The 11,762-nt window shown below is 74.7% G+C and carries 11 protein-coding genes; 6 read left to right on the top strand and 5 right to left on the bottom strand.

All coding sequences use genetic code 11. The annotated features are described in order from the left end of the window. Nucleotides 1-694, top strand: a 694-nt coding sequence (locus tag AFE02nite_RS17090; protein WP_146820105.1) for a helix-turn-helix transcriptional regulator, incomplete at its 5' end; no start/stop codon positions are given. 113 nt (nt 695-807) lie between these two features. Beyond that, nucleotides 808-1,347, top strand: coding sequence for a DUF488 domain-containing protein (locus tag AFE02nite_RS17085; RefSeq protein ID WP_034247159.1), 540 nt, complete (start codon nt 808-810; stop codon nt 1,345-1,347). Nucleotides 1,348-1,354: 7 nt separating this feature from the next. Here AFE02nite_RS17085 and AFE02nite_RS17080 read toward each other — a convergent pair whose 3' ends face one another. Beyond that, on the bottom strand, nt 1,355-1,882 hold the full coding sequence (locus tag AFE02nite_RS17080) for a DUF6328 family protein (protein ID WP_034247157.1): 528 nt from the start codon (nt 1,880-1,882) through the stop codon (nt 1,355-1,357). A gap of 89 nt (nt 1,883-1,971) precedes the next feature. After that, nucleotides 1,972-2,550 carry an NYN domain-containing protein gene (locus AFE02nite_RS17075; protein ID WP_034247155.1) on the bottom strand — a complete coding sequence of 193 codons (579 nt, stop codon included), beginning with the start codon at nt 2,548-2,550 and terminating at the stop codon, nt 1,972-1,974. Between the two features lie 574 nt (nt 2,551-3,124). Here AFE02nite_RS17075 and AFE02nite_RS17070 point away from each other — a divergent pair. Further along, entirely contained in the window at nt 3,125-4,729 is a 1,605-nt protein-coding gene (locus AFE02nite_RS17070; protein WP_052113784.1) for a glycoside hydrolase family 6 protein, read from the top strand. 154 nt (nt 4,730-4,883) lie between these two features. Here AFE02nite_RS17070 and AFE02nite_RS17065 read toward each other — a convergent pair whose 3' ends face one another. Both AFE02nite_RS17065 and AFE02nite_RS17060 read right to left on the bottom strand, forming a co-directional pair. After that, nucleotides 4,884-6,437, bottom strand: coding sequence for an FAD-dependent oxidoreductase (locus AFE02nite_RS17065; protein ID WP_052113783.1), 1,554 nt, complete (start codon nt 6,435-6,437; stop codon nt 4,884-4,886). 195 nt (nt 6,438-6,632) lie between these two features. Then, on the bottom strand, nt 6,633-7,889 hold the full coding sequence (locus AFE02nite_RS17060; RefSeq protein ID WP_034247165.1) for a Glu/Leu/Phe/Val family dehydrogenase: 1,257 nt from the start codon (nt 7,887-7,889) through the stop codon (nt 6,633-6,635). Nucleotides 7,890-8,134: 245 nt separating this feature from the next. On the opposite strand from AFE02nite_RS17060, the gene AFE02nite_RS17055 reads away from it, so the two are divergent. Further along, nucleotides 8,135-9,169: an ATP-binding cassette domain-containing protein gene (locus AFE02nite_RS17055; protein ID WP_052113782.1), complete on the top strand. Its 1,035-nt coding sequence runs from the start codon at nt 8,135-8,137 to the stop codon at nt 9,167-9,169. Further along, nucleotides 9,166-9,981, top strand: coding sequence for an ABC transporter permease (locus AFE02nite_RS17050; RefSeq protein WP_034247152.1), 816 nt, complete (start codon nt 9,166-9,168; stop codon nt 9,979-9,981). The genes AFE02nite_RS17055 and AFE02nite_RS17050 overlap by 4 nt, the downstream gene beginning before the upstream one ends. A gap of 5 nt (nt 9,982-9,986) precedes the next feature. On the opposite strand, the gene AFE02nite_RS17045 is transcribed toward AFE02nite_RS17050, so the two are convergent. Continuing rightward, nucleotides 9,987-11,066, bottom strand: a complete 1,080-nt coding sequence (locus tag AFE02nite_RS17045; RefSeq protein WP_146820104.1) for a M15 family metallopeptidase — start codon at nt 11,064-11,066, stop codon at nt 9,987-9,989. Between the two features lie 135 nt (nt 11,067-11,201). On the opposite strand from AFE02nite_RS17045, the gene AFE02nite_RS17040 reads away from it, so the two are divergent. After that, nucleotides 11,202-11,720, top strand: coding sequence for a flavodoxin domain-containing protein (locus AFE02nite_RS17040; RefSeq protein ID WP_146820103.1), 519 nt, complete (start codon nt 11,202-11,204; stop codon nt 11,718-11,720). Nucleotides 11,721-11,762: the final 42 nt, after the last annotated feature.

The following is an 11,762-nucleotide window of genomic DNA, read 5'->3' as shown; positions in this document are numbered from 1 at the left end:
CCTGATGAGGGTCCTCGCGTGCGGGAGCCGCATGCAGATTCTCCAGCTGCTCCAGGAGCGGCAGCGTCCGCTCCCGGTCGACGAGATCGCGACCGGCGTCGGGCTCCACGTGAACACCGCGCGGGAGCACCTCGACCGCCTCGTGGCGAGCGGCTTCGTCGAGCGCGAGGTCGAGCACCGCACGACCCGCGGGCGCCCGCGCATGCTCTACAAGTCGATCGACGCCGCCGCGGTGGCCGCCATCGACTCCAAGGCGCGCGCGCACCTCGTGTCCCTGCTCCTCGACGGCTACGGCCAGCCGATGGAGTCGCCCGTCGGTTCCGCGGAGATGGCGGGCATCGCCTGGGCCGCCGAGCTGGGCTGCCCCGGCTCCGAGCCCGCCGGCGACGACGAGCGCGACAGCCGCGAGCAGTTCGCGGCCCTGCGCCGGCACCTCGAGGAGCTCGGCTTCGAGCCGGAGACCATCGTCGAGGAGTCGGAGCTCGCGCTGCACCACTGCCCGTTCGCCGACATCCAGGGCGAGCGGCGCGGCGTCATCTGCGGCGCCCACCTCGGCCTCGCGCGCGGCATCCTCGAGCGCCACCAGGGTCCCCTGACGGTCGACGAGCTCGTCTCGCGCGGCCAGGGCGACCACTGCCTGCTCCGGCTCACGCGCGTGCCCACGCAGGCGACGCCGCACCTCGTCCCCGCCTGACGGGCTCGCCCACCCGGCGCCCCGCGCCGCCCGACGGCCCCCGCGGCCGCTCCGGCGGCCCGCCGACGGCTCCCGGTGTCGACAGTGCCGTCGGCGCCGGGGACCCTTGAGGTGTGCCTGACACCGTCCTCACGCTCGGCCACGGCGCCGCCGGCCAGGAGGCGTTGACGGCGTTGCTGCACGACGCCGGCGTCGGCCTGGTCGTCGACGTCCGGCGCTTCCCCGGGAGCCGCGCCCACCCGCACGTCGGGCAGGACGCCCTGGGCGCCTGGCTGCCGGCCGCGGGCATCGGCTACCGGTGGGAGCCCCGCCTGGGCGGGCGCAGGTCGCGTCCGGCGGACGCCGGGGAGGCCGCACGCGACGGCTGGTGGCAGGTGGCGGCCTTCCGTGCGTACGCCGCCCACACCCGCACGGACGAGTTCGCCGCAGGCCTCGACGACCTCGTCGCCGACGCGCGGACCCGCACGACGGCCATCATGTGCAGCGAGTCGCTCTGGTGGCGCTGCCACCGTCGGCTGATCTCCGACGCCCTCGTCCTGCTGCGGGGGACGGCGGTCGTGCACCTGGGCCACGACGGCCGTCGGACGCCGCACGAACCGTCCGCCGGCGCGCGCGTCGGGCCCGACGGCCTCACCTACCCGGCGACCGGCTGACGGCCCGTCAGGTGTGCGGGTCCGGCGGGGGCGTCTGCTGGTCCGCGACCCGCCGGCTCGCCCGCCCGAGCACCGTCGGCAGGACGAACCACGCCGCCACGAGCCCCGCGAGCAGCAGGAGCGAGGCGGTGAGCGCGGCCGCCCGGGTGGTCACCACGTCGAACACGAGCAGGACCACTCCCGAGACCGTCAGGGCCAGGAACACCAGGCCGACCCGCATGAAGCGGTCCGCCTCCGTGACGAGGGCGGACTTCGCGCGGCGACGGAACAGCATCCGGTGCAGGCTCACGGGCGCGACCATCAGCCCCGTGGTCACCGCCGCGAGGAGGACGAGCACGAGGTAGAAGCCGCGCTGCTCGTCGCTCAGGTCGGTGAACCGCTGCTGGAACGGAACCGTGAGCAGGAAGCCCGTGAGGATCTGGATGCCGGTCTGGGTGACCCGGAGCTCCTGCAGGATCTCGGCCCAGTTCCGGTCGAGGCGCTCGGTCGGCGTCTCGTGCCGGTCGTCGACGAGGGGCCTCTCGCTGCGGTCCATGGGCACATCGTGGAGCGTCCGGTGGCTGCGCGCCACCGGCCGACGCCGTCCGGAGGCTGCGCCGTCCGGTGGCCGCGCGCCACCGTCCGTCAGAGGTAGGCCGTCGGGTCGAACTCGGCCAGCGGGATGATCCGCACGCGGGGCAGGACGACGGTGAACGCCCGCGCGTCGGTCTCCAGGTCGAACAGGTGCAGGCCACCCTCGGTGAGGTGCTGCAGCGACGTCGAGGTGAACTCGCGGAAGCCGAGGACGCCGACGTTGCGGCCCGGCGCGAGCAGCCCGGCGACCTGGCTGGCGAAGTCGCTGTCGTGGCTGGCCAGGAGCACGTCACCGGGACGCTCCGCGAGCGCCTCCAGCGTGCGCTGGATGCCGATGTCCACGACCTTCTCGGTCGGCGCGCCGGCGAGGGGGATGGGGCGGAACCCGATCGCCAGGAGCGCCTGCACGAACGACATCGGCATCGTGCCGTTCGAGGCGTCCAGGAAGAACAGGCCGACGACGTCGTCGCCGCCGAACGCGGTGCGCGCGAACTCGAGCACCTTCTCCCAGCGGGGGCGCTGCTCCGGTGCGGGTCGCGCGCCGAGGATCGAGCCGCCGAGCGTGGCGTCGATGTTCTCGCCGTCGACGAGGAGGTAGGTGGTGCGCCGCGCGTCGGGCCCGTCCGTCATGGATCGAGGCTAGCGGGCGGCCCGGCGTGGCGGGGCCTCGGGGGGTGCGCCCCCGCTCACGTGGCGTGAGCGGGGGCGGGGCGGTGCCCGTCTCACCCGCACAGGGTGTGGCGGTGCACCACGGCCGGACCGGCCGGTCATCGCTCTCGCGATGACTGTGACGTGTGACCAAACCGTAACCCGGCCTTGACCAAACCGCACCCGCTGATCTGCGACCACGTGGTGCGGGGCGTGCGCGGGCCATGTGACGAGCCCGTGAACTCCTCCGGATGACCTGCGGATTCCCGGCCCGCGAGACGGGGCGCTCTCGACATCCGGACGAACCGGTCGTTCGGCATCTGATCTACCCGACCCGGCTCGGTCCGGATGGCGAGACGGCGACGGCGTCGTCGCACGTGGGAGGCCGATGGGTGAAATGTGGGTGAGTCTCGGGGGAGGCCGGAGGGGAGAGCGTTCCCACCTGACTCTTGACCGGGCCAGAGCAGCGGGCACATCCTGGCCCCCGTCACGCGAGCCCTGGTCGACGCGTGACCGCCCGGTCGGCGACGGAGCCGGCCCGAACCCAAGGGGGACCATGACAACGACGCGTCTGGCGCGCGCCGCGACCGCCGCGCTCGCCACCACCACCCTCGTGCTCGTCGCCGCGTCGTCGGCCACCGCCGCCGACGACGTGCTCGAGCCGGGGACGCCGCTGTACCTCGACATGTGGAGCTCACGCGTCGAGGCGGCGGCCGGGCTGTCCGGGCAGGACCGGACGAACGCCCTGCTCCTGGCGCAGTACCCCGCCGCGACCTGGCTCGAGACCGGCTCGCCCGCGCAGGTGGCCGCTCAGGCCGCCGACGTCGTGCAGCAGGCCGAGGCACTCGGCGAGGTGCCCGTGCTCGTCGCCTACAACATCCCGTTCCGGGACTGCGCGCAGTACTCCGCGGGCGGTGCGACGTCGGTCGCCGAGTACACGGCGTGGATCGACGGCGTGGCCGAGGGCATCGGCGACAGCCCCGCCGTCGTCATCGTCGAGCCCGACGGGCTGGGGATCATCCCCTGGTACACGCCGCTCGACCAGACGGCCCCCGAGTGGTGCCAGCCGGCCGAGGCCGACCCCGCCACGGCCGCCGACGAGCGCTTCGAGATGCTCAACTACGCGGTCGACGCGCTCGGCGCCCTGCCCGCGACCGCGGTGTACCTCGACGGCACGCACTCCGGCTGGCTCAACGTCGGCGACATCTCCGACCGGCTCGCCAAGGCCGGCGTCGCGGACGCCAACGGGTTCTTCCTCAACGTCTCCAACTACCACCACACCGAGAACCTCGTGCAGTACGGCACGTGGATCAGCAAGTGCCTCGCGCTGGGCACCTTCTCCACCTGCCCGAACCAGTACTGGAACGGCGGGCCGGGGGAGACGATGATCGGCCAGCTCCTCGGCCCGTGGACCGGCGTCGCGCTGAGCGGCGCGGGTGTGTGGAGCGACACCGCGACCGACCCCGCGCTCAACACCTCGGGCATCAACGCCCGGTACGCCGGCGTCGTCGGCCAGGCGCACTTCGTCGTCGACACCTCGCGCAACGGCCTGGGCCCCTGGACCCCGCCCGCCGGGACCTACCCGGACGCGCAGGACTGGTGCAACCCGCCGGACCGCGGCCTCGGCATGCGGCCGACCACCGACACCGGCAACCCGCTCGTCGACGCGTACCTGTGGGTCAAGATCCCCGGCGAGTCCGACGGCCAGTGCTCGCGGGGTCTCGGCCCGACCGGGACCGTCGACCCTGAGTGGGGCGTCGTCGACCCGGGCGCCGGGCAGTGGTTCACCCAGCAGGCCGCTCAGCTGCTCGAGCTGGCGAACCCGCCGGTCGCCGCGCCCGCGTGCGAGGTCGAGTACACGGTGCACGGCAGCTGGCCGAAGGGCTTCAACACCCAGGTCTGGCTGAAGAACACCGGCGCCACGCGGATCAACGGGTGGGACATCCGGTTCGCGTTCGAGGGTGAGCAGTCGCTGAGCAACTACTGGAGCTCGGACCTGACCCAGGTCGGCTCCGTCGTCCTCGGCGAGAACCTGTCGTGGAACGCGCAGCTCCGCCCCGGCCAGCGCACGACGTTCGGCTTCATCGGCCGGACGCCGGACGGCCCGGGGGCCGAGCCTCTCCTGTTCATCGTGAACGGGGCTGCCTGCACGGTCCGCTGACGCCGGCAGGGGGGAGTGGGGCCGGGCCGCGTGGCCCGGCCCCACTGCTGGCTGCGCCCGGAGTGGAGAGTTCCCGACGCGAGTGGAGCGAAATCGACCGACACGCCCGGCGTTTCCGTCCCGAACGCTCCACTCGGTGGGGGAGGGGGTGGGGTCAGCGGTGGTCGAGGCGGGCCAGGCCGCACGGCGCGGGGCCCTCGAGCCGCGTGCCGTCGGCGGCGAAGCGTGAGCCGTGCAGCGGGCAGTCCCACGACGTCTCGGCGTCGTTCCAGGTCAGCACGCCGCCCAGGTGCGGGCACACGGCGCTGACGGTGCGCACCTGGCCGTCCACGCGCGAGACCCCGACGGGACGCGCCCCCTCGCGCCCGACGACGCCCTTGCCCTCGGCGACGGCCGCCGGGTCCGGTCCGGCGCCGCGCAGTGCACCCAGCCAGCCCCGCGCCAGGTGCTCGGCGACGTGCGCGTTGAGCTTCGCCGTCGGCGGGGCCTGGACGGCGACGTCGCCGCGCCACGGGTCCCAGTCCGCGCCCCAGGGCACCGGCGTGCCGCGGATGGCGCCGGCGAGCGCGAGCGCGGCGGCCGTGCCCGTCGTCGTGCCCCACTTGGCGAAGCCGGTGGCCACCCACACGTCGTGCGCCCAGGGCTGGTGGCGCCCGACGAACGGCAGGCCGTCGGGCGTCCGGTAGTCCTGCGCGGCCCAGCGGTGGGTGACGTCGACGACGTCGAACGTCGCCCGCGTCCACGCCTCGAGGTCGGCGAAGCGCGCGGCGACGTCGTCGGCCCGGCCCACGGGGAAGCCGTTGCCGCCGACCACCAGCAGGTCGTCGACGGCGCTCGAGCGCCGCACCGACCGGGTCGGGGAGTCCACCGACAGGTACAGGCCTGCCGGCCGCTCGCCGCGCACGCGCACCGCGACGCACAGCGACCGCTGCGGCTCGAGGCGACCGAAGAAGCCGGACCGGTCGAAGACCGGCGTCCCCGTCGCGACCACCACGTGCTCCGCCTGGACGACGCCGTGCCCCAGCTCGGACCGCGTCCGCACCTCGCGCGGGCTGCCGGTCGCGCTCAGCCCCTCGGCGCGCGTCCCGACGTGCACGCGCACGCCCGCACGCAGGGCCTCGTCGAGCAGCGCGTGCAGGTAGGCCTGCGGCTGGAAGGCGAGCTGGCCGGGCAGGCGCAGCGCGCCGGTGACCGGGAAGGGCAGGTCGGGGGCGGCGTCGGACAGCTGCGGGCTCAGGCCGGCCACCGCCATCGCGGACGCCTCCGCGGTCAGCGCGGCGCGGCCCTGGGCGGTCGTGGCGTAGGAGACCCCGTCGCTCTCGTCGTAGGCGACGCCCGCGGCCTCGCACAGCTGGCGGATCCGTTGCTGCCCGACGATCGTCGCCTCCGCGTACCTGACCAGGGCCCCGGCGTCGTGCCGCTCGGCGAGCCCGGAGAACCGCGTGCCCTGGACGAGCGTCGCCTTCGCCGTCGAGCCGCCCGTCGTGCCGGCGCCCACCTCGCGCGCCTCGAGCACGACGACGTCGGCGCCCGCCCGGGCGAGCTCGACGGCCGTCGTCAGCCCCACGATGCCCGCGCCGAGCACGACGACGTCGGCCGTCACCGTGCCGACGAGGGGCCCCGCCGGCGCGACGGAGGCCGGCGCGGCGGTGTCCCGCCACAGGGGGTAGGAGGCGCGGGGGCGGGTCGCCGGGCGGGAGGTCGTCATGCCCCCACGATTCACCCGCCCCCGCGCCCCTGCATCCCCACGGCCCCCACGGCGCGGCCACCCCCACCCTCACCGCCGAGTGGAGCGTTTCTGACGGACACGCCGGGCGTGTCCGTCAGAAACGCTCCACTCGTGGTGCGAACGCTCCACACGCAACGGTGGGGGCCGCGTGCGGGCCGTGGGTGCGGGCGGGGCTTACGGGTACAGGCCGCGGGTGCGGTGCGCCGTCGCGACGCGCTGCACCGAGAGCAGGAGGGCGGCGTCGCGCAGCGTGACCTGCTCGCGGCGCGCCATCTCGGCGACCGCGGCGTACGCGGTGGCCATCCGCTCGGCGAGCTTCGCCTCGATCTCCGCCTCGGTCCACCAGTACGCCTGCTGCGCCTGCACCCACTCGAAGTAGGACACGACGACGCCGCCCGCGTTCGCGAGGATGTCCGGCACCACGACGACGCCGCGGTCCGCCAGGATCGCGTCCGCGCGGGGTGTCGTCGGGCCGTTGGCGCCCTCGACCACCCAGCGGGCCTTGACCTCGGGCGCGTTCTCGTGGGTGAGCACGCCCTCGACGGCGGCGGGCACCAGCACGTCGACGTCGAGCGTGAGCAGGGCGTCGCCCGGCAGCGGGTCGCCGCCGTCGAAGTCGACCACGGACCCGGTGCGCCGCACGTGGTCCAGCAGGCGGGGCAGGTCGAGCCCGCCGCTGCGATGCATGGCCCCGAACTCGTCGCTGACGGCCTCGACGCGCGCCCCGCCCTCGGCGAAGAACCGTGCGGCGTGCGAGCCGACCTTGCCGAACCCCTGCACCGCGACGCGCACGTCGGGCAGGTCGAGCCCTGACTCGGCGAGCGCGGCGCGGGCGCAGTGCACGACGCCGCGGGACGTCGCCGTCGCGCGGCCGAGCGAGCCGCCCACCTCGAGCGGCTTGCCGGTGACGACCGCCGGGATCGTGTAGCCCTGGTTCACCGAGTAGGTGTCCATGACCCAGGCCATGGTCTGCGCGTCGGTGCCGACGTCGGGCGCCATGATGTCCCGCTCGGGGCCGATCATCGGCATGATCTCGCTGGTGTAGCGCCGGGTCACGCGCTCGAGCTCGCCGGGGGAGTACAGGCGCGGCTCGATGGCCACGCCGCCCTTCGCACCGCCGTACGGCAGCTCGACGACGGCGCACTTCCAGGTCATCCACATGGCCAGCGCCCGGACCTCGTCGATGTCGACGCTCGGGTGGTAGCGCAGCCCGCCCTTGCCCGGCCCCCGCGTGATGTTGTGCTGCACGCGGAACCCGTGCAGCACCTGCGTGCTCCCGTCGTCGCGGCGCAGCGGGATCGCGACGTGCAGCTCGCGCCGGGGCGTGGCGAGCATCGTGTGCAGCCCCTCGTCGTAGCCCAGGCGTTCGACGGCGGCGGCGAGCTGGGCCTGCGCGGTCGCCAGCGGGCCGGCGTGGTTGGGCCGCGCCATCTCGGGCAGGGCGTCGGGGAGCGGGACGGGCTCGGGCGTCGGCTCGTGGCTCGGCTCGGGCATCGGTGGTGGCCTCCTGGCGCGTTCCGGCCGCGTCCTCGTCGACGCGGCGCTCGGCGTGCCCACTCTCCCGCGCCCCGTCGGGAACCGCCAACGTCGCATCGCCCGGCCGGCCCAGCGGGCCGTGTCCGCGTTGGGCGAAAAGGCATGACGTCGTGTGGGACCTCGGTCCTACAGTCGCCGACGTGGAGACGAACGCAGCGAAGGGGCCCGCCGTCGTCGCGCGGGGGCTGGTGAAGCGGTACGGGAAGGTCACGGCGCTCGCCGGGGTGGACCTCGATGTCCCCAAGGGCACCGTGCTCGGGCTCCTGGGGCCCAACGGGGCGGGCAAGACGACGACCGTCCGCATCCTCAGCACGCTGCTCAAGCCCGACGAGGGGACCGCGTCCGTCGCGGGCGTGGACGTCGCGCGGCACCCGCGCGAGGTGCGGCGCCGGATCGGTCTGTCCGGCCAGTACGCGGCCGTCGACGAGTACCTCACAGGGTACGAGAACCTCGTGATGATCGGGCGGCTGTATCACCTGGGCCGCGCGCGGGCGAAGGCCCGGGCCCGCGAGCTGCTCGCGCAGTTCCGGCTGGAGGACGCCGCGGACCGGCCCAGCCGCACCTACTCCGGCGGCATGCGGCGGCGCCTGGACCTCGCGGGCGCGCTGGTCGCCGACCCGCCGGTGCTCTTCCTCGACGAGCCGACGACGGGCCTCGACCCGCGCGGGCGCACCGAGATGTGGGAGGTCATCCAGGGCCTGGTCGCGGGCGGGACGACGCTGCTGCTCACCACCCAGTACCTGGAGGAGGCCGACCGGCTCGCGAACACGATCGTCGTCATCGACCACGGCCGCGTGATCGCGCAGGGCACGGCGGACGAGCTCAAGGCCCAGGTGGGCGGCGACCGCCTCGAGGTCACGGTGCGCGACGCCGCCCGCGTGGGCGAGGCCGCGTCGCTCCTCGCCCCGATCGGGGTGGGCGAGCCCACGGTCGACGAGCACCGACGCGCGGTCCTGCTGCCCGTCAGCGGCGGCTCGGCGGTCCTGACCGACGCCCTGCGTCGCCTCGACGCCGCGGGCGTGGTGATCGACGACGTCGGCCTGCGCCGGCCCACCCTCGACGACGTCTTCCTCGCCCTGACCGGGCGGCCCGCCGAGGAGCACGAGGACGCGTCCGACGACGGCGCCGCGTCCGGTCCCGCCGCCCGCACGCCCCAGAAGGAGACGGTCCGATGAGGGTCCCCACGGTCATCGCCGACGCGGACGTCGTCGCGCGACGCAACCTCATCAAGATCAAGCGGGTCCCGGACCTGCTGGTCTTCACCACGCTGCAGCCCATCATGTTCGTGCTGCTCTTCGCGTACGTGTTCGGCGGCGCCATCGGCGGGTCGCTGGCCGGGCAGAACTCCCTGGCCTACCGCGAGTTCCTCATGGCCGGGATCTTCGCCCAGACGGTCGTCTTCGGCGCCACGATCACCGGCTACGCGCTCGCCGAGGACGTCCGCAAGGGCATCATCGACCGCTTCCGCTCGCTGCCGATGGCGCCGTCCGCCGTCCTGACCGGGCGCACCTTCAGCGACGTCATGAACAACGTGCTCGTCCTGATCGTCATGTCGCTGACCGGCCTGCTCGTCGGGTGGCGCATCCGGAGCTCGATCGGGGAGGCCGTCCTCGGCTACCTGGTGCTGCTGATCTTCGCCTACGCGATCTCGTGGATCATGGCGTGGGTCGGGATGCTCGTGCCGAGCCCCGAGGTGGTCAACAACGCGGCGTTCATCATCATCTTCCCGCTGACGTTCATCGCCAACACGTTCGTGCCCCTGGAGACGCTGCCGGGCCCCCTGCAGACGTTCGCCGACTGGAACCCCGTGTCCTCGGTCACGCAGGCCGCGCGCGAGCTGTTCGGCAACGTGCCGCCGGGCACGCCCGAGCCGACGAGCTGGGCGCTGCAGAACCCGGCGCTGTACACGTTCATCTGGGCGGGCGTGATCCTGCTGATCTTCGTCCCGCTCGCGAACGCGCAGTACCGGCGGGCCGCCAGCCGCTGATCGGCTCAGCCCCGGTACTCGAAGTGCCAGTACTCGGGGTTGCCGGGCTCGCTCGCGGCCGGGTTGTGCCAGCCGTAGGCCGGCCCGTTCGCGACGAGCCACGCGTAGCGCTCGGAACCGAAGTCGTACGCGGCCCACTCCCACGTGTCGACGGCGGTGCCCAGGCCGTGGTTGGACGTCCCGGGACGGGCCGCGAGACCGCCGTACAGCTCGCGCGCCCGGACCTGGTCCTCGTAGGAGCGGTACGACAGGTCGATGGCGATGTTCTCGCCGAACTGCGCCCGGAAGGCGTCGTTGAGGCGGACCATCGCCTGCGCGGCGTCGGTCCGTAGCCACTGCTGGTTGCCGAGCGAGTCGGTGCACCAGCCGAGCGCCGTCATGGCCGACCGCGGCATGCGACCGTTGCTGCCGTCGCCGTCCTCGGCCGGCACGGACGTGTGCAGCGCGGCCCCGCCCGTGGACGGCTCGCTGATGCCCGACCCGCCGCAGTCCGCGCCGGCGCCCGAGCGACTCTCCCGCGCGCGGGCCGCTGCGGCGGCGGCCGCGGCCGCAGCGGCGTCCTGCTCGGCCTGCCAGGCGGCCTGGGCGGCCGTCACGGCCGCGGAGGCGTCGACGACGGCGGTCGTGGCCTCGGCCAGGGCGGTCGCGTCCTGGGCGCTCGGGTCGTCGGGCGCCGCGTCGAGGAGGGCGCGCAGCGCGTCGAGCGCGGCCGCCAGCGCGGACCGGACCGCGTCGTCGGGCACCGCGCCCTCGGAGCCGGCGAGGACCCCCTCGGCGGCCGTCAGGGCCGCCTGGGCCTTGCCGGACGCCACGGCCCACGCGGCCAGCCGCTCGCCGCGCTCGAGCGTCTCCAGGCGGTCCCGGGCGAGGGAGCGCGCGGTCTGGGCGCGCTCGTCGGCGATCCGTGCCGCCTCGGCGGCCTCCTCGGCCGCGATCTCGTCCCGCCGCTCCTGCGCCTGCGCGGCGCGGATCTGCAGCCCGGTGAGCATGCCCGCGAGCAGCGCGACGGCGGCCGCCGCGGCCATGGCGGTCAGCCCACGTGCCCGCCAGGGCAGCGGCCGCCGCAGGGGCAGTCGCAGCCTCACGCGGCCCAGTCTGACCATCGCCTCGCTCGTGTGTCGACTCCCGGCGCCCCGGCAGGACCTGCGGCCCAGGCGACCAGGCGAGCGGCGGGTGAGGCTAGAGGTCGACGCCAGACATCGAGAGGGGAGGCTGTCGCGATGAAGGTCCTGGTAGCGGTGGCCTCGCGCCACGGGTCGACGCGGGAGATCGGCGACGCCGTGGGGGAGGTCCTGCGGGACGGCGGTTTCGACGTCACCGTGGCCGATCCTGACGACGTCGACACCGTGGAGCCGTACGGCGCGGTGGTGCTCGGCTCGTCCGTCTACGTCGGCCGCTGGTCGGCGTCCGCCCGCGCGATGGTCGACAGGTGCGCCTGCTGCCTCGTGTCGCGACCGGTGTGGATGTTCTCCTCGGGGCCGGTCGGCTACCCGCTGGCGCCCGAGGCGATCGCCGACGAGGTGCCCGGCATCGTGGCGCGGCTGCACGCCCGTGGGCACCGCACGTTCCCCGGGCGGCTCGACACCGGGGCGCTCGGGCTCGCCGAGCGCGCCGCGGTCGCGCTGCTGCAGGCGGAGCCCGGCGACTTCCGGGTGTGGGCCGACGTCACCGACTGGGCGTCCGGCATCGTCAGCGAGCTGCACACCCAGGAGATCCGGGGCCTGAAGGTCGTGCACTGAGCCGCGTGCACTGAACTGCGTGCACCCAGCCGCGTGCACTGA

It is taken from the genome of Actinotalea fermentans (assembly GCF_007991475.1).
GTDB classification, from domain to species: Bacteria; Actinomycetota; Actinomycetes; order Actinomycetales; family Cellulomonadaceae; genus Actinotalea; species Actinotalea fermentans.
The sequence above is the reverse complement of the archived record's forward strand: the minus strand, read 5'-3'. Positions and strand labels throughout refer to the sequence as shown.

Bases quoted from the DNA above. Each gene is read 5' to 3' on its own strand.
- AFE02nite_RS17080 (WP_034247157.1), bottom strand. From the start codon at position 1,882: ATGGACCGCAGCGAGAGGCCCCTCGTCGACGACCGGCACGAGACGCCG.
- AFE02nite_RS17075 (WP_034247155.1), bottom strand. From the start codon at position 2,550: ATGACGGACGGGCCCGACGCGCGGCGCACCACCTACCTCCTCGTCGAC.
- AFE02nite_RS17070 (WP_052113784.1), top strand. From the start codon at position 3,125: ATGACAACGACGCGTCTGGCGCGCGCCGCGACCGCCGCGCTCGCCACC.
- AFE02nite_RS17065 (WP_052113783.1), bottom strand. From the start codon at position 6,437: ATGACGACCTCCCGCCCGGCGACCCGCCCCCGCGCCTCCTACCCCCTG.
- AFE02nite_RS17060 (WP_034247165.1), bottom strand. From the start codon at position 7,889: ATGGCGCGGCCCAACCACGCCGGCCCGCTGGCGACCGCGCAGGCCCAG.
- AFE02nite_RS17050 (WP_034247152.1), top strand. From the start codon at position 9,166: ATGAGGGTCCCCACGGTCATCGCCGACGCGGACGTCGTCGCGCGACGC.
- AFE02nite_RS17040 (WP_146820103.1), top strand. From the start codon at position 11,202: ATGAAGGTCCTGGTAGCGGTGGCCTCGCGCCACGGGTCGACGCGGGAG.